This is a genomic window from Lysinibacillus sp. NPDC047702 (assembly GCF_050272555.1).
Classification (GTDB): Bacteria; Bacillota; Bacilli; order Bacillales_A; family Planococcaceae; genus Lysinibacillus.
This window is the reverse complement of the sequence record NZ_JBNNMG010000007.1, coordinates 61,371-88,164: the sequence shown is the minus strand read 5'-3', so window position 1 is coordinate 88,164 and position 26,794 is coordinate 61,371. Positions and strand designations below refer to the sequence as shown.

Here is a 26,794-nt window from a genome sequence, read left to right as displayed (position 1 = left end):
GGCATTGTCTACCTAGGATTAATTAGGAGATAATTGAGGTAGTGCGTGGCTAGTCCACCTCTTACGACAAGCTTCAGAGAGGAAAGGTGATTCTTATGGCCGTTAATAAAAAAGTACCTCTTCGAAAATGTGTAGCTACTGGAGATATGCTACCTAAAAAAGAAATGATTCGTGTTGTTCGTTCAAAAGAGGGCGAGGTAAGTGTAGATGTTTCTGGAAAAAAATCCGGACGTGGTGCTTATGTCTCTAAATCAGAGGAGGCAGTTGAAATCGCCCGTAAGAAAAATGTTTTAGGGCACCAACTTGATGTAAAAATACCTGAAGAAATATATGATGAACTACTATTGTTGATTCGTAGGGAGTCTATTATATGATCCAGCAAGCAGTGTTTAATTTGCTTGGAATAGCGGCCAGAGCCCGTAAAGTCATTTCAGGAGAAGAGTTAGTAGTAAAGGAAGTCCGCAATGGTAATGCTAAGCTAGTACTGCTTGCAAACGATGCTTCTAAAAACTCTAGCAAGAAAATTCAAGATAAATGCACGTACTACAACGTTGAGTATCATGTAATTGGTGATCGTTATGATCTAGGACATGCTACAGGTAAGGAGGCCCGAGTGGCTTTAGCTATTACCGATAAAGGTTTTGCAAGTAAATTGTCTAGTCTACTCAACGAAAAATAATCGGGGGTGAGCAGATGACCAAAATCAGAGTTCATGAATATGCGAAACAAGTGAATAAAACGAGTAAAGAGGTTATTGAAGCACTAAGTAAATTAAATGTGAGTGTAACAAATCACATGTCTATGTTAGAAAAAGACACTGTGTCGAAGTTAAACCAATCATTGAGTACATCAGGAAAAAAAGAAGTGAAACAACCTACTCAAAATGTATCGCAAAGAACACAAGCAAATAGCCAACAAAAACCACAGCAATCGATGAGAAGGCAAGAAGGGCAAAAGCAGCAATCTGCTACTTCTAAGCCTAAAACAAACAATCAGCAACAAATGCGTCAAAACTCAAATTCGTCTAACGAAAAATCTAAGAATACAAAAGGTAATCAAAATCGAAATATGACACAAAATAATAATAACAATAATAATAATAACAACAATAATAATAGTAATCGTAGAGGTGGCGGTGGTTATAATCAACGACCAAAACCAGGAATTCATGGAGGCAAACGTCGCCATCCAAGAACACACCAACCATCAGTACCAGTGAAACAAAAGGAATTACCAGAAAAAATTACGTTTGTTGAATCACTTTCTGTTGGAGAATTAGCAAAAAAATTACATCGTGAACCATCAGAAGTCATTAAAAAGTTATTTATGCTCGGTGTAATGGCAACAATTAACCAAGAATTAGATAAGGATGCAATTGAATTAATTTGTGCAGACTATGGTGTAGAAGTTGAAGAAGAAATCCGTGTAGATATTACGGATTTAGAAACGCACTTCGAACAAACAGAAGAGATAAATGAGGCAGAATTATCAGAACGTCCACCTGTTGTAACAATTATGGGTCACGTTGACCACGGTAAAACGACGTTATTAGACTCTATTCGTCATACAAAAGTAACAGCGGGAGAAGCTGGTGGTATTACACAGCATATCGGTGCTTACCAAGTAACTGAAGGCGACAAAAAAATTACGTTCCTAGATACACCAGGTCACGCTGCTTTTACAACAATGCGTGCACGTGGGGCAAAGGTAACAGACTTAACAATTTTAGTGGTAGCTGCGGATGATGGTGTCATGCCGCAAACGGTAGAAGCTATTAATCACGCAAAAGCAGCAGAGGTACCAATTATTGTTGCTGTCAATAAAATGGATAAACCTTCAGCGAACCCTGATCGTGTGATGCAAGAATTAACAGAGCATGGTCTTGTTCCAGAGGCTTGGGGCGGAGATACAATTTTTGTACCGATTTCTGCATTAAAAGACGAGGGCATCGATACATTGCTTGAGATGATTTTACTTGTTGCAGAAGTGGGCGAATTAAAAGCTAATCCTAACCGTCTAGCTCTAGGTACAGTTATTGAAGCACAGCTTGATAAAGGTCGTGGTTCAGTTGCAACATTGTTAGTACAGGATGGAACACTAAAAGTAGGAGACCCGATTGTTGTTGGTCATGCTTACGGGCGAGTACGTGCGATGGTGAATGATAAAGGTCGTCGTGTGAAAGAGGCTGGACCATCAACACCAGTTGAAATTACAGGCTTAAATGATGTGCCTCAAGCTGGTGACCGCTTCGTTGTTTTTGAAGATGAAAAAACAGCACGTCAAGTCGGTGAAACACGTGCAATGTCTGCCATTCAAGCACAGCGTTCTGAAAAACAGCGCGTAACACTGGATAATCTATTTGAACAAATGAGCCAAGGTGAAATGAAAGAGCTTAACCTCATCGTGAAGGCTGACGTTCAAGGTACTGTTGAAGCTATGGCTGCATCTTTAATGAAAATTGATGTGGAAGGCGTTAATGTGAAAATTATTCACACTGGCGCAGGGGCAATTACTGAATCAGATATTTCTCTTGCTGCGGCATCAAATGCCATTGTAATTGGTTTTAACGTTCGTCCAGACGTTAATGCAAAACGTGCAGCTGAACAAGAAGGCGTAGATATTCGTTTACACCGCATTATCTATAAAGTAATCGAAGAAATTGAACAAGCGATGAAAGGTATGCTTGATCCAGAATTTGAAGAAAAAATTATTGGTCAAGCAGAAGTTCGTCAAACAATTAAAGTTTCTAAAGTTGGTACTATCGCTGGATCGTATGTAACAGACGGAAAAGTAACGCGTGATTCTGGCGTACGTGTTATTCGTGAAAATGTAGTTATTTTTGAAGGTGAGTTAGATACTCTAAAACGTTTCAAAGATGAAGTGAAAGAAGTTGCAAAAGGATACGAATGTGGTATTACAATTACAAACTTCAACGATATTAAAGAAGGCGACATTATTGAAGCCTACATTATGGAAGAAGTTAAACGCGTCTAATGATTGTCTACGCAGAGGTTGAATTCATCATTCAAACTGCCCATTCGTTAAAGGAAAAACGTGCTGTCTTACAGCGTATGATTACCCGCACAAAGCAAAAGTTTAATGTATCTATTGCGGAAATTGACCATCAAAATGTATGGCAGCGCACGAAATTAGCGCTTGTTGCTGTTTCTTCTTCAAAAGAAGCAGCCGAACGAGAAATTAATCATGCGCTTCATTTCTTACAGTCAAATCCGTCATGGGAACAGCTCGATGTGTGGCGAGACTATTTATAAGAAACAGAAGATAGCTGTGTCATTTATATGTAGAGAGTATTCTAATACATATAAAAGAATGAGCACACAACTATCTGTACATCGAAATAGAGGTGACAAATTATGTCTCTACGCTCAAACCGTGTTGCTGAGCAAATGAAAAAAGAACTCGGTGATATTCTTGGCCGTAAAATAAAAGATCCGCGTGTTGGGTTTGTTACTGTTACAGGTGTTGAGGTAACAGGTGATTTACAGCAAGCGACTATTTATATTACATCTTTAGGCAATGAACGTGAACGAGAAGAAACACTTAAAGCTTTAGTAAAAGCTTCTGGTTATATTCGTTCAGAAATTGGTTCACGTATCCGATTACGTCGTACACCAGAATTAATCTTTGAATTTGATTCATCGATTGAATATGGGAACCGTATTGATACATTGCTACGAGGTCTACACAAAGAATAAGGAAAAGATAAAGAGTCTGCCAAAAATGCATGTTCATGTAGGCAGGCTTTTTATTGTAGAAAAAATTTGTTGTTTTGGCAACGCTACAACAAAGAAGTTTTTTGGGAGGAACTATATGAACGGTATTTTACCGCTTTGGAAAGAACGTGGCATGACAAGCCATGATTGTGTTTTTAAATTACGAAAAATTTTACGCACAAAAAAAGTAGGACATACAGGTACGCTTGATCCAGGAGTAGAGGGTGTTTTGCCAATTTGTATTGGACAGGCAACAAGGATTGCAGAATATTTAACAGATGCAGGAAAAACCTATGAAGCTATTATTTCTATTGGTCGAACAACGACAACTGAGGATGCAGAAGGTGAAACAGTTGAACAGGATACCAACATAAAGCAATTCACTCGGGATCAACTATTAGAGGCACTAGCTTCTTTAACAGGTGTGATTGAACAAACACCACCTATGTTTTCTGCGGTAAAAGTCAATGGTAAACGTCTTTATGAATATGCACGTAAAGGGGAAACGGTTGAAAGACCAACACGTCAGGTTTCAATTTATGCTTTAGAGCTTTTAGATGAGATAGAAATATATGAAGGACAAGAAATTACGTTCCCTGTACGTATAGCTTGTAGTAAGGGGACATATATACGCACATTGGCCGTACAAATAGGGGAAGCACTTGGTTATCCCGCACATATGCAAGAGCTCATACGTACAGCCTCAGGTACATTTACACAAGAAAATTGCTTTACATTGGCACAGGTTGCTGAGCTGATGGAGGCTGAACAAATTGATAGATGTATATTACCAGTTGAGCATGCATTAACAGACTTTCCATATATTGAAATCACTGCTGCCAATGAAAAAGAAATTTTCAATGGACAAGTGCTTCCGGCAGATACATTATTAAAGATACATGATAAAATTGTTTTTGGAATCAATGGGAAAGCGATGGCGGTTTATCAATCACATCCTACGAAGGAAGGGTTGATGAAACCACATAAGATGTTTCCGACGATAGAGTAGGAGGATTTTTGTATGGAGGTCATTCATTTAAAATACCCGCATCAACTACAGCAACGAGAAAGCATGGAGCCGTATTCATTAGCAATTGGCTTTTTTGATGGTGTACATAGAGGGCATCAGGCAGTTATCAAGGCAGCGAAGGAAGAGGGAGACAAGCGTCAAATTTCAACTGCAGTGATGACTTTTGATCCACATCCTTCTATAGTCCTTGGTGGACGTAATGAAAAGGTTTTTTATATTACATTGCTGCAACAAAAATTGCAACTGTTTCAAGAACAAGGCGTGAATACGGTATTTGTCGTACATTTTACATCAGACTTTGCCAAGCTTTCTCCAGCAGCCTTTATTGATACATTTATCCGTGGATTAAATATCCAACATGTTGCAGCGGGCTTTGATTTCTCCTTTGGTGCATTTGGAAAAGGCACAATGGAGGAGATGCATGCTTTGAGTAATGGAGATTATGATGTGACGATTGTTGAAAAGAAGACGGATGATATTGAGAAAATTAGCTCTACACGAATTCGTAAACTTTTACAAGAAGGAGACATGGAAGCTGCAAGAATGCTGCTAGGTCGACCTTTTGAAATCGCAGGTATTGTTATACATGGTGATAAGCGAGGGCGTACAATAGGCTTCCCTACTGCAAATGTTCAGGCACTAGAGGGCACTTATATTCCGGCAAGCGGTGTCTATGCTGTCCGTTTATTTGTTCAAAACAATTGGTATGATGGCGTATGTAATGTAGGCTACAAACCAACATTTAAAGACCCAAACGATAAGCAATTATCCATTGAGGTTCATATATTAAACTTCGAAAAGAGCATTTATGGCGAAGAAGTACATGTTGCCTGGTATAAACGTATTCGAAGTGAACGGAAATTTGATGGTATAGAAGCTTTAAAGGCACAAATTGAAAAGGATAAACAGGAAGCGATTGACTATTTTAATGCTTTCCAATAATAAAGCTAAACAGGTAGTTTCACCTAATGTAATGTGTTTTTCTGCTTCGATATTTGGATAGAGTCATGTTATCACTTGCTTGACCTTTTGATTTATGGTAACATTCATAAGTGCATAAATGCTTAACCTTAGCTCGGTATATCGATGACTCCAACGTGTACTGTGCTAATGGGGATTAATTATAATTTAGGAGGTCCATACAAATGGCTATTACAAAAGAACGTAAAAACGAAATTATCGCTGAGTACCGCACTCACGAAAGTGACACAGGTTCACCAGAAGTACAAGTTGCAATGTTAACAGAGGAAATTAACGCTCTAAACACACACTTACGTACACACAAAAAAGATTTCCACTCTGAGCGTGGTCTTCTAAAAATGGTAGGCCGTCGTCGCCACTTATTAAAATATCTTCGTGAAGCTGACGTACAACGTTACCGTGAACTAATTACCCGTTTAGGCTTACGTCGCTAATTAAAAGCAGGATTACTCCTGTTTTAGACTATAGACAATTAAGTTTGTCTATAGTCTTTTTTTGTTTTAGTCAGGACTGTTAGTTAAATTCTGATAAAAACCAAAATTAAAAAGTCATGTGATAATCTTGCTTTATTGTGAAAATGCATGTCCTTGCACCATGAGGGGATTTTTTAGTGGAGCAAGGGTTTGTTGGATGATTAAAGTTTTCGGAATGTCATGAATTTCTCTTTCTTATTTGGCAGATAGTGTTTCTAGTAATTGGACCATTCGTAATGCCAATCCTAAGATAAAATTGAAGATAGAAAAAGGAAACGCTATTCAACCAATGGCTAAAACTACATAATTTTTACATAAAGGAGACTAAATAGCCCCATAATTATTTTATTGCATCTTTCTCCTGTCTATCCTCCCACTAAAACTTTACTATGTACCTAACTTTCTTTATACTAGTAGGATGTGGTATGATAGTCTATTGTGTAAACCTGCATGTTATATCCTTTACTTTTCTTAGGTAGGAATCAATTTAAGTCAAAAGAGTATAAAAGTGCTTTTTCAATAAAATATAAAAATAAATCTTAAATAAATTGGCAATAACTGAATTTAAATGTATGATTATTTCATGAAATATTTTTTAGCATAGAACAGGCATTTTTGGTACACTTACTATTAATACATACAGACAAAGTAAGTGTTTTTATAATAGAGAGGGGTTCATTAAATGAACGAGAAGAAAGTCTATTCATACGAATGGGCTGGCCGTCCACTTGTAATTGAAGTTGGACAGTTAGCAAAACAAGCAAATGGAGCTGTATTAGTTCGCTATGGCGATACTTCAGTACTTGCAACTGCAACAATGTCAAAATCACCAAAACCACTTGATTTCTTCCCATTAACAGTAAACTATGAAGAACGCCTATATGCTGCAGGTAAAATTCCTGGCGGCTTTATTAAACGTGAAGGTCGTCCATCTGAAAAAGCAATTCTTGCAAGCCGTCTAATCGACCGTCCGATTCGCCCGATGTTCCCAGACGGGTTCCGTAATGAAGTACAGGTGATTTCAATGGTAATGTCCAATGATCCAGATTGTACGTCTGAAATGGCAGCTATGGTTGGTTCTTCATTAGCACTAGCTATTTCCGATATTCCATTCGATGGACCAATAGCAGGTGTACAAGTTGGCTATATTGATGGTGAATTCATCGTGAACCCAACAGTGGAACAATCAAATCACTCAACTATTCATTTATCTGTAGCTGGTAACAAAGATGCTATCAACATGGTTGAAGCAGGTGCACTTGAAGTTCCAGAAGAAGTAATGTTAGAGGCCATCATGTTTGGTCATGAAGAAATAAAAAAAATAATTGCTTTCCAAGAGCAAATTGTTGCTGAAGTAGGAAAAGAAAAGCTACCAGTAACATTATTTGAAATTAATGAAGCGATTCAAGCAGACATAAAAGCAGCTTGTGAGACAGACATGCATGATGCCATTCAAACAGCAGAAAAACATGCACGTGATGAAGCGATTCAGGCAGTAAAAGACCGTGTAATTGCTTCTTACGAGGAGCAAGAAGCTGATGAAGTAACAATGAAGCAGGTTTATACGATTCTGGATAAGATGGTAAAAGACGAAGTGCGTCGTCAAATTACAGAGGATAAAATTCGCCCAGATGGTCGTAAACTTGATGAGATTCGTCCACTTTCATCAGAAACAGGATTATTACAACGTACCCATGGTTCAGCATTATTTACACGTGGACAAACACAAGCATTGTCTATTTGTACTTTAGGGGCACTTGGAGATGTGCAAATTATTGATGGATTAGGTGTGGAAGAATCTAAACGCTTTATGCATCATTATAATTTCCCTCAATTCTCAGTAGGGGAGACAGGTCCAATTCGTGGACCAGGACGTCGTGAAATTGGTCATGGTGCGCTAGGAGAACGTGCGCTTGATGCGGTTATTCCAGATGAGTCTGTATTCCCATACACGATTCGTTGTGTATCAGAAGTTCTTGAATCGAATGGTTCTACTTCTCAGGCTTCTATCTGTGCCTCCACATTAGCAATGATGGATGCAGGTGTTCCATTAAAAGCGCCTGTAGCAGGTATTGCAATGGGTCTTATTAAAAAAGGTGAGCATTACTCCATCTTAACAGATATTCAAGGAATGGAAGATCACCTTGGAGATATGGACTTTAAAGTTGCAGGTACAGCTAAAGGTGTAACGGCTCTACAAATGGACATTAAAATCGATGGACTATCCCGCAATATTTTAGAAGAAGCATTAACACAAGCTAAAATTGGGCGTATGCATATTTTAGAATCAATGCTTGCGACACTTGCTGAACCACGTGAAAAATTATCTCAATTTGCACCGAAAATTGTTATTGTGAAAATTAACCCTGATAAAATCCGTGATGTTATTGGACCAGGCGGTAAACAAATTAACAAAATTATTGAAGAAACTGGAGTAAAAATCGATACAGAGCAAGATGGTACAATTTACATCTCTTCTGCAGATGAAGAAATGAATGCACGTGCAAAACAAATTATTGAAGATATCGTACGTGAAGCAAAAGTAGGGGAGTACTACTTAGCGACAGTGAAGCGTATTGAAAAATTCGGTGCATTCTGTGAAATCTTCCCAGGTAAGGATGGTTTACTTCATATCTCTGAAATCCAAGAGGAACGTACAAAGCAGGTAGAAGATGTTTTAAAACTTGGTGATCAATTACTTGTAAAAGTGATTGAAATCGACAAGCAAGGACGTGTGAATTTATCTCGTAAAGTTGTTATTCAAGAAGAAAAAGAGCGCGCTGAGCAAGGTAAATAATAGGGAATAGCAAAGGCTGCGTATGTTGCGCAGCCTTTTTTAAATCAAGATGGAGGGAATTTTATGGTACAAGTACATACATGTGACAATGGTGTGCGTATTGTGTCTGAGCAAATTGATCATGTAAGATCTGTGGCTTTAGGCATTTTTGTGAATGCAGGTTCTCGCTATGAATTACCTGAAGAGAATGGAATTACACATTTTATTGAGCATATGTTGTTTAAAGGAACAGCAACGCGCACTGCTCGTCAAATTGCTGAGGAATTTGATCGTATTGGAGGAGAATTAAATGCTTTTACCTCTAAGGAAAATACATGCTATTATGCAAAAATTTTAGATCATCATGCAGAGCTTGCAGTCACAATACTTGCTGATATGTTCTTCAACTCTACTTTTGCAGAAGAAGAGTTAGAGAAGGAACGACAAGTTGTGCTAGAGGAAATCCTAATGAGTGAAGATGCACCTGACGACGATGTGCATGAAAAGCTATGGGAAGTAATGTATCCCAACGATGCACTTGGTCGACCAATACTGGGTACTGCTGCTACGTTAAAAACATTTACAGCAGATATGATTCGTGATTATATGGCAAAGCATTATGGTCCGAAATCAGTAGTGATTTCATTAGCAGGTAATATATCCGAAAAACTAATACAAACAATAACCGATTTATTTGGACAATATCAAGCATCTCCTCTTGAGGTCGCGCCAGTATTAACAAACCCACAATTCCATCCAGGAGAGATAGCAAAAATCAGGGATACAGAGCAAGCACATGTAGCTATAGCTTACCCAGCAATTGGTGTAAAAGATCCAGATATGTATTGTTTTATTGCTCTGAATAACATTATTGGTGGCAATATGAGCTCTCGCTTGTTCCAGGAAGTACGTGAGGAACGAGGCTTAGCTTATACGATATTTTCCTACCAATCCTGCTATGCTGACGTTGGCGCATTTACGATATACGGTAGTACAAGTCGTCAACAATTGTCACAGCTCCAGCATACAATTGATGCGACATTGCTTGATATTGTGGCTGATGGCGTAACAGAGGAGGAGCTTGATAATGCGAAGGAGCAGCTTAAGGGCAGTTTTGTGCTTGGACTAGAGGGGACTGGTGCTCGTATGAATCGTAATGGTACAAGTGAACTGGTTCATGGAAAGCATCGTTCTATGGACGAGGTATTAGCAGCTATTGATGCAGTTTCAATGGAGTCAGTGGAACGTCTGATTGCGAAAATATTAAAAGCAGAACCAGCCATCGCGATTATTGGCCCTAAGGCATAAAACATATGTAGTAGAAATAAAGGTGAAAACATTATCAATGAAGGAATAAAAGAAATTTAACCGCATCACTGAGCATTTTCAACTGTCGATAATTAAATGGTGGAACTCTGCGCTCACTTGATTTTTCGCAATATGAGCTAACTTCTTTAGAGCATTTACAATAAATAATTGCAAACGATACTTTAATCGTTGTGATTAACAAAAAATAGGCTACCGTTTTTGGGCACTGAAAAACTAAAAAAATTCACTTTTTTTTATTAGAAATTTGTCTTTTGTTAGATTTGAAAACTTAAAAAAGTCGATTTGCAGCACAATTTTTGTGGCAAATCGACTTTTTCAGTGCCCTCCGTTTTTGGTCACCTATTTTTTAACTTTATTTTAATAAATTTCTCTCGCTAAATACAGGGTTAGGCTTTTATAGAAAATAAAAACACTAATAATAAGGCTGATAATTGTAGGGATTAAAATCACAAATAAATTGACTGCTACTAGTGATAGGTAATAATGAATAGGAAAATTGATGATAAAAATAAGGAGAATGGCAGTTAACATTCTAAAGCTACGCATCCCCTTCGTTTTCTCTAGATGATGAATATAAAACTGTATACAGATGAGCAGAGAGGCACTGCTAAAATAAGCAAAATACATGGCGAAATGCTCTGGAAAATTTTCGTTCGCAGCGGATTGTGAAAAATAAGCTGGTGCCATGAGAACAAACAATAATATTATGATACCGTAGCAATATAGAAAATCAGCCTGAAGCTGTGTTTTTTTAGTTAAAGGGAGACTATTGACAAAAACTTCCCAGTTAATTCTATGATCGCTCTCATATATTCCTCCAACAATGGAAGCAGAAAAAACAACTGCAAATATGCCTATTGAGGGATCATCTAAATAAGGTATATCCATGTAGCTGATGATAGCACATATTATAACTACAAGGAAAATTGACCATTTTTGTACCATCATTCTTTGTAAAAGTAGAGCCTGCATGAACTCCCTCCTCTAAAATTCTTTATGTTTATAAATGGCTGTTGAAATTAGAGAGGATAGCCATAGGATTAGAAGTCCAGCAAAAGGTGCTAAATACATAAAAGGCTTTATGTTTGTTAAAACTAATAACATATCAGGTAATTGCTTGTTAATTAGGCCAAATAAAAAGCCTGGGATAAAGCAAATCGCAATAAGGACCATTCTTCCTTTGATGGAACCAAATTTAATGTAGATGGGTAATAATAATGCTAGCATACAAAAGGCAAATGTCACAATTAGATTAAATATCAGAAAAAACTCTGATGAGGCCCAGTTAATCGGCGTAAAACGATGAATAATCAATACAATCGGCAGTGCACAAATAAGCCCTACAATCATAAGAAAGATACTAAGGATATATTTACTAAGTACAATGTCCCCTTTTGAGATAGGTAAAGTATTTGCATATTTATCCCAGCTGCTTTGTTCATCATAGGTAAGAGCAGTAATCGCTTGAAAAGTCACAATAAATACAACAATTGTTAAGAGAAATGCACCTTCCTGTGTAATAATTGACATAAGTAGAAAAAAAATCATTATCATGGCTTGTGCCTTCAATTGACGCTGAATCGTCATTAAATCTTTTAATATAAGACCAACCATGCTCATACACTACCTTTCACATAAAATAGCATAATTTCTTCTATAGAAGGCTTTTCAAGAGAAAATACTTCGTTTACTTCATTCTTTAGCACTAATGCCTCTACACCAAAGGCTCCATTACGTTTTCTTAAAATGGCATGCTCTGGTATTGCATTTACTTCCTCATTACTGCCTTTAAATATACCGTACTCGTAGAGCAGTACATCCTTACCTTCACTAAATAAAATTTCACCATTATGAATAAAGGTAATATAGTCTGCAATCTTTTCTAAATCACTTGTTATATGGGAAGAAAATAAAATGCTATGTGTTTCATCCTGCATAAATGCTAAAAATAAATCAAGAATTTCATCACGAATAATCGGGTCTAGCCCACTCGTTGGTTCATCTAAAATCAATAGCTTTGGATGATGTGCCAGCGCTAATGCAATGGACAGCTTCATCCTCATACCTCGTGATAACTCTTTTACCCTCTTCCTCTCTGGAATTTTAAATTGTACCAATCGCTCAAAATAATAACCGGAATCCCACGTTTTAAATACTTTTTTCATAAATTTGTCGAGCTGCGTCGCATTGAGCGTTTCAGGTACATGTAAATCGTCAAAAACTACACCAATGTCGTTTTTTATCGTTAATTCATGTTCGACAATTTCCTTGCCAAATAGCAAAATTTCGCCATATTCCTTTTTTAATAAATTTAGCATGCATTTTATTGTAGTTGACTTGCCGGCACCATTTTCTCCGACAAAACCCATCACTGTGCCTTGGGGTACTGAAAAGCTTACATCTTTAAGAGAAAATCCTTCAAAGCTTTTATGTAGATCATGAATTTCAATCGCATTCATTTAGTTGCCCTCCTCTAAAATCATTGTCAGTAATTCCTGTAGCTCCTCTTTAGTTAGCCCAGCCGTTTTCGCTGTTTTAACTGCTTTTTGCATATGCTCCTCAACCTGACGTAATAATTCCTCGCGTAGAAAATCTTGATTTCGCTCAGTGACAAAGCTTCCTTTTCCAGCGACTGTTTCGATAAAGCCATCTCGCTCTAAATCAGCATAAGCACGTTTCGTAGTCATCACACTAATTTTTAAATCCTTTGCAAGTGCACGGATAGATGGCAATGCATCACCAGCCTGTAATTTATTTGCTAAGATTGCTTCCTTTAGCTGTATGGTAATTTGCTCATAGATGGGTTTATCACTGGCATTGCTTAAATGAATATGCACAAATTTCTCACCTCATTCAACTGTATATGTACAGTATATACAGATTATTTGGTAAATGCAATATTTTCCGACTTAAGGTAGGGGCACGATTTGCAAAAACTCGGCATATATTGGGATAACAGCACAAGGAGGGAGATGAGGGATGCTACTATCAGAGATGGTGGATAAGGAATTAATACAAGTTGAGGGTGGCATACACTTTGGCATACTGGCACATACGGAATGTCTACTAGATGTGCAAACAGGCAAGATACATGGTTTCGAGATTGTCAAAGATAAATTACCATTCCAAAAAAAGAAAGTGAAAGTTAGTGAAATGATTCCTTGGCATGAAATTATATTAATTGGAGAAGATCGAATTTTATTTAACAAAACAACGACGGTACAGTCAGAATTTTTACAGTGAGGTGAGCTTTTGGAAAACGAAAAGTGGCTTGTTATCGGTGAGGACTCACGATTAAAGGAATTAGCGACAATGCTAAGAAGTCCATCGAGAACGGTGTTTTATAAAAGAACATCTGTTTGGAATGAAGAATTAAATAAGCTAGTATTAGAATTCCAGCCAAACAAAATTATTCTTCCTATTCTTCCATTAAAGATTGAAGTAGAACAACTATATGGAATATCTCAGGTGAAGTTTTATACAGGGCGTTTGACTATGCATTGGAAGCAATTGCTAGAGAGAAATGAAACAAATTGCTATTTACAGCAAGAGTCTTTTATTTGGCAAAACGCAAGATTAACAGCGGAGGGATTTATCGCCACGTTTTACGGACTCGAGCAAAAATGTATTTACGGACAAAACTTTACTATCGCAGGATTTGGGCGCATCGCTAAAATGCTCGCTTCTTTACTTGTAAAGATGGGTGCTAATGTCCATATTGTAGCGCGTTCGGTTGTACAAGTGAGTGAAGCAAAGGCATATGGTTACAAAGCAACAAATTTAGATGATCGGAAATGGTCCATTAACAATAGTATTTTTATCAACACAATTCCAGCTAAATGGATTACAGAGTCATTTATAGAGCATGTCCCAGCAGTTTTATATGATTTAGCCTCAGAGCCAGGCTGTTTAGATATAGATGCTGAGCAACTACAAACGTATGTACTATTGCCATCATTACCTGGGAAATACTTTGCACATGATGCTGCCGAAATATTGTGCAAGGCAATAGAGGAGGAAGAAAATTGCTAACGGGGAAACGAATTGGTTTAGGTATTACAGCCTCACATTGTACGTATGAGGATGTGATACCTAAAATTCAGAATTTCATCGATGTAGGAGCAACTGTTATCCCTATTATTACTCATTCTGTTTTACATGCAGCTACTCGTTTTGGTACTGGAGAGGAATGGATTGCAAAAATCGAGGCATTGACTGGCGAAAAAGTTATTTCTTCTATAAAAGAGGCAGAGCCTTTTGGACCATCCAATCCTTTAGATGCAATGGTCATTGCACCAATGACTGGCAATAGTATTAGTAAATTTGCGAATGCTGCAACAGATAGTCCAGTTCTGATGGCTGCGAAGGCAACATTGCGGAACGGCTCACCTGTAATCTTAGGCATTTCAACAAATGATGCACTCGGTTTAAATGGTATCAATATTATGAAGCTGCTTAATGCAAAAAATATTTACTTTATTCCATTTGGGCAGGATTCTCCTCATTCCAAACCTAATTCACTCATTGCTGATTTCGATCAAATGGTAACGACTGTTCATGAAGCAATTACGCAAAAAAAGCAATTACAACCACTGTTGATACAATATTTCAAATAAATCATGAATTACACACAATTTTCAGTATTTTTGTGATACAATAGCACACATTATGGAACTTGTATTCAAGGAGAGATGACAGATGACAAAGCAGTTAACAGTTGCGGTTGTTGGGGCAACAGGGGCAGTAGGAACGAAAATGATGGAGCAGCTAATTAAACGAAATTTTCCGATTGGCGCTATAAAGTTCTTAGCTTCTGCACGTTCAGCAGGAAAACCAATCGAATTTAATGGTAAGACATATACAATAGAAGAAGCGACACCTGAAGCTTTCGAGGGCGTCAATGTCGCTTTATTCTCTGCTGGTGGATCAGTATCAGCTGTATTAGCACCTGAAGCTGCAAAACGCGGTGCTGTTGTTATTGATAATACGAGCCATTTCCGTATGGATCCAGAGGTACCATTAGTTGTACCGGAAGTAAACAGAGAGGATCTTGCGAAGCATAAAGGGATTATTGCTAATCCAAACTGCTCGACAATTCAAATGGTTGCTGCACTTGAGCCAATTCGCAATGCATTTGGTCTAACAAAAGTGATTGTTTCGACGTATCAAGCTGTTTCGGGGGCAGGAATTACTGCAATTCAAGAATTAAAGACACAGAGCGCAAATTGGGAAGCAGGTAAGGATGTAGAAGCAAATATTTTACCTTCTGGTAGTGATAAACGTCATTATCCAATCGCACGTAATGTTATTCCACAAATCGATAAATTCACAGATAATGGATTTACATACGAAGAAATGAAAATGATTAATGAAACGAAAAAGATTATGCATGCACCAGAACTAAAAGTAGCTGCAACTTGCGTTCGAGTGCCAGTCGTTTCAGGACACTCTGAATCTGTTTATATTGAAGTAGAAAACGAAGCAACAGTACAAGAAATCTTCGACGTATTACGCAATGCACCAGGCGTTGTTTTACAAGATGATATTACAACACAAACTTACCCAATGCCGATTTATGCAGAAGGGGAGAACGCTACTTTTGTAGGACGTATCCGTCAAGATTTAGATAATAATAAAGGATTCCACCTATGGATTGTTTCCGATAATTTATTAAAAGGCGCTGCATTGAACTCTATCCAAATTGCAGAAGCAATGCTTGAGGATAACTTACTATAAGAGGGGTGTAAGGATGAATTTAGGTCGAATTGGAACGGCTATGATTACGCCGTTTAAAGAGGATGGCACGATAAATTACCCAGAGTTAGAACGAATTATTAATCACTTAATAGACAACGGTACAGATTGTATTGTTGCATGTGGCACAACCTCAGAAAATCCAACGATGTCCACAGAAGAAAAAATTGAAGTTGTACGCTTTACAGTTGAAAAAGCGGCAGGGCGTGTACCTGTTATTGCAGGGACAGGAGATAACGAAACAGCTTATTCTATTGCAATGACACATAAGGCTGAAGAAAACGGTGCAGATGGTATAATGCTTGTAGCACCGTACTATAATAAGCCAAATCAACGAGGTATTTTTGCACACTTTGAAACCATCGCAAAAGAAACTAGTCTACCTGTTATGCTTTATAATGTACCTGGACGTACTGGGATCAATGTTGCTTACGAAACATCTGTTGCGTTAAGTAAAATTCCAAATATAGCTTGGGTTAAAGAAGCGAGCGGCAATTTAGATCAAATGGGCGACATTATTGAGAATGTTGACGCGGATGACAATTTCTTAGTATATAGTGGTGATGATGGTTTAACACTCCCATTACTAGCAATAGGTGGTGCAGGTATTATATCAGTTGCTGCTCATGTTGTTGGGAATGATATGCAATTAATGATTAAGGCATTTGAAGAAGGAAATCACAAGCTAGCAGCCAAAATTCATCGAGCATTACTGCCGCTAGTACGTGCACTATTTGCTCAACCAAATCCATCTCCTGTCAAATATGCAATGACAAAATTAGGCTTTGATACACTCAATGTTCGTTTACCGATGATGGAAATGACAGATGAGGAAAAAGCTAATTTTGATCGAATTTGGGATACGTATCAAGAAAAAGCGAGAAGCTTTAGAGAAATAAATAGCTTTCATTAAAACTTTAAGACTTTAGACAAACTTGAAATTTGTCTAAAGTCTTTTTAACTTTTTAAAGGTTGCTCTCATAATTAGAGTGCTCGGGTAAGAGAGAAAATTGCTCAGGTGAGAGTGAAAAACGCTCAGGTAAGGGAGATAACTGCTCAGGTGAGAATGAAAACCGCTCGGGTAAGGGACTAGCCGCTCGGGTGAGGGTGAAAACCGCTCAGGAAGCGGCATTTTCACTAGGTGAGAGAGAAAACTGCTAGGGTAGCATCCAACTCCACTCAGGTAGGAGAAAAACCCCAAGTAGCGCCAAAAATCACGCAAGTTGGAAAGAAAAGTGCTATAGAATAATCCCCAGACAACTTTAAAATCAAATATTTTGCACATCTAGAAGTCAAAATTTTAGACTTTCTCCTATTAGGTCTTTCCCTTTCTTTCCATCTAATAGCAACAGGAATTCGTAATAATTTTTTTGTTTCCATCATGAAACATGTATTTTTAATTTGTGCAAAAGCTTTGCAAATCGTATAATGAATGTTAAGTGGTTGCTGTTCGGGATATCTTTTAGGAGGAAATAAATTGACAAAAAAGAAAAATGAATTAATTCGTATCATTCCACTAGGTGGTGTGGGCGAAATTGGTAAAGCAATGTGCGTAGTAGAAATTGATGAGGAGCTATTTGTAGTAGATAGCGGTCTAATGTTCCCAGAAGACGAAATGCTGGGCATTGATATTGTAATTCCAGATATTACGTATTTAGAAGAAAATAAAGAACGTGTGAAAGGCATTTTCTTAACGCATGGTCATGAAGATGCAATTGGCTCGATTGCCTATGTATTACAAAAAGTAAAAGCACCAGTGTACGGATCAAAGCTAACAATTGCACTTGCCAAGGAACATTTAAAGGAATTACCTGCTCCACATCAGGTGAAATTCTTTGAGGTTACCAATCGAAGTCGTATGAATTTTAACTCAACGTATGTAACATTCTTCCATACAACACATAGTATTCCCGATTCGTTAGGGGTAGTGTTCCATACATCTGAAGGAGCAATTGTTCATACAGGTGAGTTTAAATTCGATCAATCTGCGACAGGTAAATTTAAGCCTGATTTAGCTAAGATGGCCCAGCTAGGAGAAGAAGGCGTATTTATTTTGCTATCTGAGTCATGTGAAGCGGAGCGACCAGGTTATACGACATCTGAGATTGTTATTGAGGAGCAATTATCAAAAACATTCCATTCAGCACCAGGCCGTATTTTAGTTGCTGTGTACGCATCGAATTTTATTCGCATTCAGCAAGTGTTTACGCAAGCTCAAAATTCATTCCGCAAAGTTGTCATTGTCGGAAAACCATTAGAAAAAGCTGTGGATTTAGGTGTGCAACTTGGCTATTTAACAGTTGAAGAAGAAACAGTTATCCCTATTTCAGAAATGCATAAATATCAAGACGATGAGATTATTATTATTGCCACTGGTAATCGAGGAGAACCACTTGATGCGCTAGAAAAGATCGTTCGTAAGCATCATCGAGACATTAAAATTAAGCAGGATGATACAGTCTTAATTACTTTTACACCTTCACCTGGCATGGAAGTACAAATGGCTAATACAATGAACTCGATTTCAAAAGCAGGTGCTGAAATTTTAACATCTAGCAAGAATGTTCATGTATCAGGTCACGGAAGCCAAGAAGATTTAAAGCTAATGCTTAACTTGATGCAACCGAAATACTTTATTCCTGTGCAAGGAGAGTACCGCATGCTGATAGCGCATTCTAAACTCGCTCAACAACTGGGTATGCAAAAATCCCAAATTTTTATCGCTGATAAAGGGGATATTGTAGAGTACAAGAATGGTAAAATGCGTATGAGTGGTCGTGTACAAGCTGGTAATGTATTAATCGACGGTATTGGCGTTGGTGATGTAGGTAATATTGTTTTGCGTGATCGTAAATTATTATCACAAGATGGTATTTTCATTGTTGTTGTCACATTAAACCGTGCTCAAAAGAAAATTGCATCTGGACCAGAAATTTTATCACGCGGTTTCGTTTACGTTCGAGAATCAGAGGAGCTAATGGTGGAAGCTTCTGATATTGCAAAGAATGTTATTGAAAAATATGTAGGTAAAGATACATTTGAATGGACAAACATTAAACAAGAAATTCGAGATACACTGAACACATACTTATTCCAGAAAACAAAGCGCCGCCCAATGATTATCCCAATCATTATGGAATATTAAAAAACTCATCGTTCCAGCTTTGAGTGAGAAATGAATGAAAAAGGATTTTCTAGCCGAGTGTATACGGTGGAAAATCCTTTTTTTTGAAATAATTAAGTTCTACATGATAGGATTCATTTCATATATAGAATGGATTGTAAAAGAGGGTGAAATAGATGGCGACTAGTAAAAGAAAAAAAGTCACTAAAGGAAAAGGTACAACCGAAAAAAAAGAGATGCATCCGCTGATGTTTGAAATATTAGGACTCATCTTAATTGCAATTGCCGTTATTATGATTTTTGAATATGGCATGATTGGGCGTTTTCTAACAACGATAGCAATGTTTCTTTTAGGAAATTTGTATTTTGCTGTGCCATTTATGCTTATATTTGTTGCTTTATTGCTAATGATTGGCCAGAAAAAAGTAAGCTTGAAGGACCGTCTGATTTTAGGGATGTTCCTAATTGTTATGAGTTTAACAATTTTTAGCCATGGTATTCTTTTTGAACAGCTATCAAAATCAGGTGGTTTATTATCAGAATCTGTGTTGCGAGAGTCTTGGCGTATTTTAATTAATACGGAGGGGGTTGTCCAGCGAAGTAATGCACTTGGTGGGGGAATGATTGGTGCCTTGCTATTTAGTATGTCACATGTTCTATTTGAGACTTCAGGGGCTAAGGTTGTTGCATGGGTGATCTTCTTTATTGGGTTAATTTTAGTTACGGGAAAAGCACTTGTCCCATATCTAGCAGAAATAATGCCTGCTCATTTTGGTAAATGGCAAAAAAAACAAAAAGAGAAGAAGAAAAATGAACCAAAGAAACCTAAAAATCGCCGGTCAACAAGTGATATGACGGATGAGATTGCCGCTGTTGATCATACTTATGAATTACAAGAAGAAGAGGAAATTACCCATGAACCAATTATCTCAGCCTTTACTCAAAATGTTTCTCAAGAACGAGAAGTGTTTGAGAGTAATGACATAGAGGGTATTGAATATGGAGAGATCGTGGATGATGTCCATATCCAAGGCGCTGATACAGTGGAAAATGCAGATTATCAACTTCCCTCTTATAATTTATTACAATTACCACCGCAACATGACCAAAGCGGTGAATATTCAGTGATTCAGGCAAATGCAAAAAAACTAGAACAAACGCTACAAAGCTTTGGTGTAAGGGCAAAAGTTACCCAAGTTCATTTAGGACCAGCCGTAACTAAATACGAGATATTGCCAGACATTGGCGTAAAAGTAAGTAAAATTGTAAATCTTCAGGATGATCTTGCCTTGGCACTTGCTGCAAAGGACATTCGTATGGAAGCACCTATTCCTGGAAAGTCTGCAATTGGTATTGAAGTACCGAACAGCGAGGTAGCCATTGTCACACTACGGGAAGTGTTAGAGTCAAAAGACGGAGCGAAGCCAGAAGCTTTATTGCAAGTTGCATTTGGTCGTGATATTACAGGACAAGCTGTACTTGCCGAGCTTAATAAAATGCCACATTTACTTGTTGCTGGCTCAACTGGAAGTGGTAAAAGTGTGTGTATAAACGGCATTGTTGTATCCATACTAATGCGTACAAAACCACATGAGGTCAAATTGATGATGATTGATCCAAAGATGGTGGAATTAAATGTATATAATGGGATTCCTCACCTTTTAGCGCCGGTTGTTACAGATGCACGAAAGGCATCACAAGCACTAAAAAAAGTCGTTGCAGAAATGGAACGTCGCTACGATCTGTTTTCACATACAGGTACACGTAATATTGAGGGCTATAATAATCACGTACTAAAGGTAAATGAACAAACTGATGAAAAACATCCAAAATTACCTTATATTGTTGTAATTGTGGATGAGTTAGCGGATCTAATGATGGTTGCCTCCAGTGATGTCGAGGATTCGATTACTCGATTAGCGCAAATGGCACGTGCTGCAGGGATTCATTTAATTATTGCCACTCAACGTCCTAGTGTAGATGTACTAACAGGAGTGATTAAAGCGAATATTCCTTCACGTATCGCTTTTGCGGTATCTTCCGCAATTGATTCCAGAACGATATTAGACATGGGTGGAGCAGAACGATTATTAGGTCGGGGAGATATGCTATTTTTACCTGCTGGTGCATCAAAGCCAAAACGTGTACAAGGTGCCTTTTTATCAGATCAGGAAGTAGAGTCAGTCGTTAACTTTGTTATAGAACAGCAAAAAGCACAGTATCAGGAAGAGATGATTCCAACAGAAGAAGATACGATACTTGAGGAAACAGATGAATTATTTGATGAGGCTGTGCAATTGGTTGTAAGTATGCAGACGGCTTCTGTTTCAATGTTGCAGCGCCGCTTCCGTATCGGCTATTCGAGAGCTGCCCGCATTGTCGATCAGATGGAACAACGAGGAATCGTCGGCCCTTCGGAGGGAAGTAAACCCCGACAAGTACTTGTTCATCAATACGATTAATCAACATAATTGAGGATATTGTTGTATATTTGGGGAGTTGTTTAGATTGTACAAATACAATGCAAAATTCGGATAGTAATTACGCTAAGGTGTAATTGATTTCATTCTGCAAAAATGTTATATTTATGAACGATTAGTAGGAATGTTGTACATCAGATGTCTGATCTCTGATTTGGTGGTGATATATGTGACTATTAAAGCAGATCATCGTCATCTCTATCTTCAAGTAATTGATCGTTTAAAGTCTGACATTGAAACAGGTGTTTTCAAAGAAAATGAAAAACTGCCTTCAGAATTTGAATTATCCAAATCACTAGGAGTCAGTCGAGCAACACTTCGTGAAGCGCTTCGACTGTTGGAAGAGGAAAATGTGATTGTGCGTCGACATGGGGTAGGTACGTTTGTCAACCCTAAGCCGTTGTTTACATCAGGCATCGAGCATTTATCAAGCATTTCTTCAATGATAGAGACAGCTGGTATGGAGCCCGGTTCCCTCTTTTTAAAGGCGACCGAAAACATACCTTCTGAGGAAGATTTAAAACGCTTCCAATGTGATGACGAAGATAAAATACTCACGATTGAACGTGTCAGAACAGCAGATGGCGAGCCAGTCGTTTATTGTATAGACAGATTACCGGCTAGCTTTCTGCCAACTGACTTTGTAGAAAATAAAGAGGTTTCACTCTTCTCTGCACTTGAACAATCTGGGAAAATTCATGTGGCCTATGCTGTAACATATATAGATCCAGTAGGGTATCATGAGCAAGCGTCACCGATTTTAAATTGTGGCCGTGAAACAGCTCTTTTAGTATTAAAGCAGTTGCATTACGATGATCATGATCAAGTAGTGCTGTATTCAAAAAATTATTTCCGAGCTGATAAATTCAGCTTCCATGTAGTTCGTAAACGGGTGTAGAACATTTCTAAATATTTTCCTGCTAATTACATTACCTTTGGGGGGTTAACACAATGAAAAAACGTAAATTTGGCTTAGTATTATCATCAGTTTTAGCAGCAAGTGCTATTCTTGGTGCATGTGGCGCGAAGGATGAAAAACCAGCAAAAGAAAATGAAAATGCATCATCAGGCGAAAATAACAACGAAGAAGCATTCTCAGTAGCAATGGTTACGGACGTAGGTGGCGTGGATGATAAATCATTCAACCAATCTGCTTGGGAAGGTGTTAAAGCCTACGGTAAAGAACATGGTCTTTCAAAAGGTGAAGGTGGTTTTGAGTACCTACAATCAAAAACAGATGCTGACTATGAAACAAACTTAAACAACTTAATTCGTCGTAATTTTGACTTAGTTTTCGGAATTGGCTTCATGATGGCTGACGCTGTGGAAGCAGTTGCTGCAGATAACCCAGATAATCATTTCGCATTAATTGATGCAGAAGTAAAAGCTGACAATGTAGTAAATGTTTTGTTCAAAGAGCAAGAAGGTGCGTTCCTAGCAGGTGTTGCTGCAGCGAAAATGACTAAAACAGGTAAAATCGGCTTTGTAGGCGGTGTGGATATTCCGGTTATTAACCGTTTCCACGCTGGTTTCGTAGCAGGAGCAAAGGCTGTAAATCCTGATATCGAAATTCAAGTAAAATATACTGCTGCATTTGATAAAGCGGATCTTGGAAAAATTACTGCGAACAGCATGTACTCTTCAGGTGTAGACATTATTTTCCATGCTGCAGGTGCAACTGGTAACGGTGTTTTCTCTGAGGCAAAAGAGCGTAAAGCTAAAGATCCTAATGCAAATGTATGGGTAATCGGTGTAGATGCTGACCAATATGAAGAAGGTAAAGTAGACGATAAAACAAATATAACGTTAACTTCTATGTTAAAAGGTGTTAATACAGCAGTAGTAGATATTTCTAATAAAGCGAAAAACGGTAAATTCCCAGGTGGTGAAACACTTACTTACGGTTTAGCTGAAGATGGTGTAAAACTTGCTGATTCTCGTGGTGCAATCCCAGCGGATGTACAGGCAGTAATTGACGAATATAAAGAAAAAATTGCTAGCGGTGAAATCGTCGTTCCAGAAAAAGTGGAAAAATAATTCATCTCTTGATCATCATAAGGGACTATTAGCAGACCCCTTATGATGATTTTTCAATCTATCGTTATATTTCGACTATTTATACTATTTGATTATTTTTTAAATAGAGCTAGGAATTTCATATAATTTAATCGCGAGTTTATGAGTATTGATGGAAACAAATTAATAGAAGAAAGGTTTCTAACGATGACCTTTCCTGTATTAATTTATCTTCATTCAGAAAAATACCGACCTCTATTGGCAGGACAAAATATGAGTGAATTTTTTGTTAATTGGGAAAACCAATTGCCCACTGAGCGAAGATAGAAATATTGGCTTACTTCACTGCTTTAATGACAGTAACAAATAGCTAGTATTAGATTTAATACAATTCTTCATATCATTTCAAAAACTAGACGTATTGCTTATCTGTATCAAAAGTCTAAGCAGCAGATACGAATACGCCATAGCGAAATTTTATTACAAAAGTGCCTATTAAGGGAGTGACTAATTTGGAACATGTGATTGAGATGCTAGGAATCCGTAAAGAGTTCGGCGATTTCGTGGCGAATAATAATATCACCCTCCAACTAAAAAAAGGCGAAATCCATGCATTGCTAGGCGAAAACGGTGCAGGTAAGTCGACTTTAATGAACGTCCTTTTTGGTTTGTATCAACCAGAGGGAGGCGAAATTCGAGTTCGTGGGAAGGCTGTTAATATTACAAACCCGAATGTTGCTAATGATTTAGGAATTGGTATGGTGCATCAACACTTTATGTTAGTGGAAAATTTTACAGTAACAGAGAACATTATTTTAGGTTCTGAGCCGACAAAAATGGGAATTGTTAATATTAAGGATGCAGCTAAAAATGTACGAGCCCTTTCTGAAAAATATGGTCTAGATGTTGATCCGAATGCGAAAATTGAGGATATAACTGTTGGGATGCAACAACGTGTTGAAATCTTAAAAACTTTATATCGAGGAGCAGAAATTTTAATCTTTGATGAACCTACTGCATCTCTAACACCACAGGAAATTACTGAATTAATACAGATTATGCGTCGTTTAATAGCAGAAGGAAAATCAATTATTTTAATTACTCATAAGTTAAAAGAGATTATGGAAGTTTCAGATCGCGTAACTATTATCCGCAAAGGTGAAGGTATTGGAACTGTTGTCACGGCAGAAACAAACCCAGAACAACTAGCAGAGATGATGGTAGGTCGTCAGGTTGAATTCAAAACAGAGAAAACAGAGGCTACACCTACTGAAGAAGTGCTATCTATTGAAAACGTGGTCGTTACAGACTACCGTAATATTGATAAAGTAAAAGGTCTAAACTTAAAGGTTCGTAAGGGTGAAATCGTTGGTATTGCAGGTATAGATGGCAATGGTCAATCCGAATTAATCGAAGCCATTACAGGTCTGCGTAAAATCAAAAGTGGTTCTGTGAAATTAAATGGTAAAGATATAACGAATATGAAGCCGCGAAAAATTACTGAGGAGGGTGTTGGGCATATTCCTCAAGACCGTCATAAGCATGGTTTAGTGTTAGATTTCCCAATTGGGCATAATATTGTATTACAAACTTACTACCAGTCTCCAATTGCAAAGGGCTTTGTTATGGATTACAAAAAGGTATCTGAAAAAGCACAACAGGTTATTAAAGAGTATGATGTACGTACAGGTAATGGTGAAATGACGCCAGCACGTGCACTTTCTGGTGGTAATCAGCAAAAAGCAATCATTGGTCGTGAAATTGATCGAAATCCAGATTTATTAATTGCCGCTTTACCAACGCGTGGGCTTGATGTAGGGGCCATTGAGTTTATTCACTCTCGTCTGATCGAACAACGTGATAATGGAAAAGCTGTTCTGTTAATTTCATTTGAATTAGATGAAGTTATGAATGTTTCAGACCGTATTGCTGTTATTTATGATGGACAAATTGTAGATGAATTAAATCCAAAGGAAACTTCAGAACAAGAGCTTGGCTTATTAATGGCAGGTCAAAATAAAAAGAATAGTACGAAGGAGGGGAACGACTAATGTCAAATCGTGTCATTAATATACTCGTTCCTATCATCTCTATTATTATCGGTTTAATTGTTGGTGCTATCGTAATGGTAGTCAGCGGCTATGACCCAATACAAGGTTATATCGCTCTTTGGACAGGTATTTTTGGAGATTCATATTCAATCGGGAACACAATCCGTCAAATAACACCGTATCTATTGGCGGGTCTTGCTGTAGCATTTGCCTTCCGTACAGGTTTATTTAATATTGGTGTTGAAGGTCAGTTAATTTTAGGTTGGCTTGCTGCCGCATGGGTAGGATACGCCTTTGAATTACCAAAAATAATTCATTTACCATTAGCATTGCTTGCTGCGGCAGTAGCAGGTGCATTTTGGGCCTTTATTGCAGGTTTCTTAAAAGCGAAATTTAAAGTTCACGAAGTTATTGCGACAATTATGTTAAACTACACTGCACTTTATATTGCGAACGCAGTGATTAAAAGATTGTCAAACGGTAGCTTTAAAACAGAACGTATTCATGAGTCTGCCTCTTTACGTTCTCCGTTTTTAAGAGAGCTTACAGACAATTCAAGTCTTCACTATGGGATCATTGTTGCACTTTTAATGGTAGTCGTGATGTGGTTTATTTTAGAAAAAACAACACGAGGGTACGAGCTTAAAGCAGTAGGATTTAACAAAAATGCTGCAGAATATGCAGGTATGAGTGTCAATAAAAATATTATTTTAGCCATGACAATTTCAGGTATGTTTGCAGGTCTAGGTGGAGCGATGGAGGCACTAGGTACTTTCCAAAATGCTTCTATTAAACCAGGCTTTACAGGGATAGGTTTCGATGGTATTGCTGTTGCCTTACTAGGTGCGAACACACCACTAGGGGTTGTATTTGGTGCCTCATTATTCGGTTCACTTAAATATGGTGCGCTAAATATGCCAAATGCTGCAGGTATTCCAGAAGAAATCGTTTCGATTATTATTGCATTGATTATCTTCTTCGTAGCATCAGGCTATATTATTCGAGTAGCATTACAAAAGTTAAGCAAGAAAAAGGAGGGACAATAA

The 26,794-nt window shown here is 37.8% G+C and carries 25 protein-coding genes; 21 read left to right on the top strand and 4 right to left on the bottom strand.

The window, feature by feature from the left end; translation table 11 throughout:
* The first annotated feature begins 95 nt into the window (after positions 1-95).
* The 10 genes from rnpM (at position 96) to ACQKIM_RS05650 (ending at position 10,302) form a co-directional block, all read left to right on the top strand.
* Positions 96-374 (top strand): RNase P modulator RnpM, encoded by a 279-nt coding sequence (gene rnpM / locus ACQKIM_RS05695; RefSeq protein WP_427540374.1) that lies wholly within the window; start codon positions 96-98, stop codon positions 372-374.
* The gene (locus ACQKIM_RS05690) at positions 371-679 is read left to right on the top strand and encodes a YlxQ family RNA-binding protein (protein WP_054770641.1); all 309 of its coding nucleotides are present in this window, start codon (positions 371-373) and stop codon (positions 677-679) included. The genes rnpM and ACQKIM_RS05690 overlap by 4 nt, the downstream gene beginning before the upstream one ends.
* A 14-nt stretch (positions 680-693) precedes the next feature.
* A complete protein-coding gene (gene infB, locus ACQKIM_RS05685) occupies positions 694-2,994 on the top strand; it encodes a translation initiation factor IF-2 (protein ID WP_427540371.1) in 2,301 nt (766 codons plus the stop codon).
* Positions 2,994-3,272 carry a DUF503 domain-containing protein gene (locus ACQKIM_RS05680; protein WP_427540368.1) on the top strand — a complete coding sequence of 93 codons (279 nt, stop codon included), beginning with the start codon at positions 2,994-2,996 and terminating at the stop codon, positions 3,270-3,272. Before infB ends, ACQKIM_RS05680 begins: the two co-directional genes overlap by 1 nt.
* Before the next feature lie 102 nt (positions 3,273-3,374).
* The gene (gene rbfA, locus ACQKIM_RS05675; RefSeq protein ID WP_427540365.1) at positions 3,375-3,716 is read left to right on the top strand and encodes a 30S ribosome-binding factor RbfA; all 342 of its coding nucleotides are present in this window, start codon (positions 3,375-3,377) and stop codon (positions 3,714-3,716) included.
* A 115-nt stretch (positions 3,717-3,831) separates the two neighbouring features.
* Positions 3,832-4,743 (top strand): tRNA pseudouridine(55) synthase TruB, encoded by a 912-nt coding sequence (gene truB, locus ACQKIM_RS05670; protein WP_427540362.1) that lies wholly within the window; start codon positions 3,832-3,834, stop codon positions 4,741-4,743.
* Positions 4,744-4,755: 12 nt separating this feature from the next.
* Positions 4,756-5,706, top strand: a complete 951-nt coding sequence (gene ribF / locus ACQKIM_RS05665; RefSeq protein ID WP_427540359.1) for a riboflavin biosynthesis protein RibF — start codon at positions 4,756-4,758, stop codon at positions 5,704-5,706.
* 203 nt (positions 5,707-5,909) lie between these two features.
* Entirely contained in the window at positions 5,910-6,179 is a 270-nt protein-coding gene (gene rpsO, locus ACQKIM_RS05660) for a 30S ribosomal protein S15 (RefSeq protein ID WP_427540356.1), read from the top strand.
* 721 nt (positions 6,180-6,900) lie between these two features.
* Positions 6,901-9,015: a polyribonucleotide nucleotidyltransferase gene (gene pnp / locus ACQKIM_RS05655; RefSeq protein ID WP_427540353.1), complete on the top strand. Its 2,115-nt coding sequence runs from the start codon at positions 6,901-6,903 to the stop codon at positions 9,013-9,015.
* Positions 9,016-9,078: 63 nt separating this feature from the next.
* Positions 9,079-10,302, top strand: a complete 1,224-nt coding sequence (locus tag ACQKIM_RS05650; RefSeq protein WP_427540350.1) for a M16 family metallopeptidase — start codon at positions 9,079-9,081, stop codon at positions 10,300-10,302.
* Positions 10,303-10,680: 378 nt separating this feature from the next.
* Here the strand turns inward: ACQKIM_RS05650 and ACQKIM_RS05645 are convergent, their stop codons facing one another.
* The 4 genes from ACQKIM_RS05645 to ACQKIM_RS05630 are packed head-to-tail and all read right to left on the bottom strand — an operon-like array spanning position 10,681 to position 13,160.
* On the bottom strand, positions 10,681-11,295 hold the full coding sequence (locus ACQKIM_RS05645) for an ABC-2 transporter permease (protein ID WP_427540347.1): 615 nt from the start codon (positions 11,293-11,295) through the stop codon (positions 10,681-10,683).
* Between the two features lie 12 nt (positions 11,296-11,307).
* Entirely contained in the window at positions 11,308-11,937 is a 630-nt protein-coding gene (locus tag ACQKIM_RS05640) for an ABC-2 transporter permease (RefSeq protein ID WP_427540344.1), read from the bottom strand.
* 2 nt (positions 11,938-11,939) lie between these two features.
* The gene (locus ACQKIM_RS05635; protein ID WP_427540341.1) at positions 11,940-12,782 is read right to left on the bottom strand and encodes an ABC transporter ATP-binding protein; all 843 of its coding nucleotides are present in this window, start codon (positions 12,780-12,782) and stop codon (positions 11,940-11,942) included.
* Positions 12,783-13,160 carry a GntR family transcriptional regulator gene (locus ACQKIM_RS05630; RefSeq protein ID WP_427540338.1) on the bottom strand — a complete coding sequence of 126 codons (378 nt, stop codon included), beginning with the start codon at positions 13,158-13,160 and terminating at the stop codon, positions 12,783-12,785.
* 142 nt (positions 13,161-13,302) lie between these two features.
* Here ACQKIM_RS05630 and ACQKIM_RS05625 point away from each other — a divergent pair, with 142 nt between their 5' ends.
* The 11 genes from ACQKIM_RS05625 (at position 13,303) to ACQKIM_RS05575 (ending at position 26,794) form a co-directional block, all read left to right on the top strand.
* On the top strand, positions 13,303-13,566 hold the full coding sequence (locus tag ACQKIM_RS05625) for a YlmC/YmxH family sporulation protein (protein ID WP_427540335.1): 264 nt from the start codon (positions 13,303-13,305) through the stop codon (positions 13,564-13,566).
* Positions 13,567-13,575: 9 nt separating this feature from the next.
* A complete protein-coding gene (locus tag ACQKIM_RS05620; protein ID WP_427540332.1) occupies positions 13,576-14,355 on the top strand; it encodes an NAD(P)-dependent oxidoreductase in 780 nt (259 codons plus the stop codon).
* Positions 14,349-14,939, top strand: coding sequence for a dipicolinate synthase subunit B (locus ACQKIM_RS05615; RefSeq protein WP_427540329.1), 591 nt, complete (start codon positions 14,349-14,351; stop codon positions 14,937-14,939). Before ACQKIM_RS05620 ends, ACQKIM_RS05615 begins: the two co-directional genes overlap by 7 nt.
* Positions 14,940-15,021: 82 nt before the next feature.
* Complete coding sequence (locus ACQKIM_RS05610; protein WP_427540326.1) at positions 15,022-16,059, top strand: aspartate-semialdehyde dehydrogenase; 1,038 nt, start codon at positions 15,022-15,024, stop codon at positions 16,057-16,059.
* Positions 16,060-16,072: 13 nt separating this feature from the next.
* Positions 16,073-16,990, top strand: a complete 918-nt coding sequence (gene dapA / locus ACQKIM_RS05605) for a 4-hydroxy-tetrahydrodipicolinate synthase (protein ID WP_427540323.1) — start codon at positions 16,073-16,075, stop codon at positions 16,988-16,990.
* A gap of 564 nt (positions 16,991-17,554) precedes the next feature.
* A complete protein-coding gene (locus ACQKIM_RS05600) occupies positions 17,555-19,222 on the top strand; it encodes a ribonuclease J (RefSeq protein WP_427540320.1) in 1,668 nt (555 codons plus the stop codon).
* A gap of 155 nt (positions 19,223-19,377) precedes the next feature.
* Positions 19,378-21,663 (top strand): DNA translocase FtsK, encoded by a 2,286-nt coding sequence (locus ACQKIM_RS05595; protein WP_427540317.1) that lies wholly within the window; start codon positions 19,378-19,380, stop codon positions 21,661-21,663.
* 187 nt (positions 21,664-21,850) lie between these two features.
* Positions 21,851-22,579: a GntR family transcriptional regulator gene (locus ACQKIM_RS05590; RefSeq protein ID WP_427540314.1), complete on the top strand. Its 729-nt coding sequence runs from the start codon at positions 21,851-21,853 to the stop codon at positions 22,577-22,579.
* Positions 22,580-22,632: 53 nt separating this feature from the next.
* The gene (locus tag ACQKIM_RS05585; RefSeq protein ID WP_427540311.1) at positions 22,633-23,718 is read left to right on the top strand and encodes a BMP family lipoprotein; all 1,086 of its coding nucleotides are present in this window, start codon (positions 22,633-22,635) and stop codon (positions 23,716-23,718) included.
* Positions 23,719-24,209: 491 nt separating this feature from the next.
* On the top strand, positions 24,210-25,748 hold the full coding sequence (locus ACQKIM_RS05580) for an ABC transporter ATP-binding protein (RefSeq protein ID WP_427540308.1): 1,539 nt from the start codon (positions 24,210-24,212) through the stop codon (positions 25,746-25,748).
* Positions 25,748-26,794 (top strand): ABC transporter permease, encoded by a 1,047-nt coding sequence (locus ACQKIM_RS05575; protein ID WP_427540305.1) that lies wholly within the window; start codon positions 25,748-25,750, stop codon positions 26,792-26,794. Before ACQKIM_RS05580 ends, ACQKIM_RS05575 begins: the two co-directional genes overlap by 1 nt.

Coding starts and splice junctions, on each gene's coding strand:
- ribF (WP_427540359.1), top strand. CDS start 4,756: ATGGAGGTCATTCATTTAAAATACCCGCATCAACTACAGCAACGAGAA.
- ACQKIM_RS05635 (WP_427540341.1), bottom strand. CDS start 12,782: ATGAATGCGATTGAAATTCATGATCTACATAAAAGCTTTGAAGGATTT.
- ACQKIM_RS05610 (WP_427540326.1), top strand. CDS start 15,022: ATGACAAAGCAGTTAACAGTTGCGGTTGTTGGGGCAACAGGGGCAGTA.
- pnp (WP_427540353.1), top strand. CDS start 6,901: ATGAACGAGAAGAAAGTCTATTCATACGAATGGGCTGGCCGTCCACTT.
- ACQKIM_RS05645 (WP_427540347.1), bottom strand. CDS start 11,295: ATGCAGGCTCTACTTTTACAAAGAATGATGGTACAAAAATGGTCAATT.
- infB (WP_427540371.1), top strand. CDS start 694: ATGACCAAAATCAGAGTTCATGAATATGCGAAACAAGTGAATAAAACG.
- ACQKIM_RS05640 (WP_427540344.1), bottom strand. CDS start 11,937: ATGGTTGGTCTTATATTAAAAGATTTAATGACGATTCAGCGTCAATTG.
- dapA (WP_427540323.1), top strand. CDS start 16,073: ATGAATTTAGGTCGAATTGGAACGGCTATGATTACGCCGTTTAAAGAG.
- rpsO (WP_427540356.1), top strand. CDS start 5,910: ATGGCTATTACAAAAGAACGTAAAAACGAAATTATCGCTGAGTACCGC.
- truB (WP_427540362.1), top strand. CDS start 3,832: ATGAACGGTATTTTACCGCTTTGGAAAGAACGTGGCATGACAAGCCAT.
- ACQKIM_RS05625 (WP_427540335.1), top strand. CDS start 13,303: ATGCTACTATCAGAGATGGTGGATAAGGAATTAATACAAGTTGAGGGT.
- ACQKIM_RS05650 (WP_427540350.1), top strand. CDS start 9,079: ATGGTACAAGTACATACATGTGACAATGGTGTGCGTATTGTGTCTGAG.
- ACQKIM_RS05585 (WP_427540311.1), top strand. CDS start 22,633: ATGAAAAAACGTAAATTTGGCTTAGTATTATCATCAGTTTTAGCAGCA.
- ACQKIM_RS05690 (WP_054770641.1), top strand. CDS start 371: ATGATCCAGCAAGCAGTGTTTAATTTGCTTGGAATAGCGGCCAGAGCC.
- rbfA (WP_427540365.1), top strand. CDS start 3,375: ATGTCTCTACGCTCAAACCGTGTTGCTGAGCAAATGAAAAAAGAACTC.
- ACQKIM_RS05575 (WP_427540305.1), top strand. CDS start 25,748: ATGTCAAATCGTGTCATTAATATACTCGTTCCTATCATCTCTATTATT.
- ACQKIM_RS05680 (WP_427540368.1), top strand. CDS start 2,994: ATGATTGTCTACGCAGAGGTTGAATTCATCATTCAAACTGCCCATTCG.
- rnpM (WP_427540374.1), top strand. CDS start 96: ATGGCCGTTAATAAAAAAGTACCTCTTCGAAAATGTGTAGCTACTGGA.
- ACQKIM_RS05595 (WP_427540317.1), top strand. CDS start 19,378: ATGGCGACTAGTAAAAGAAAAAAAGTCACTAAAGGAAAAGGTACAACC.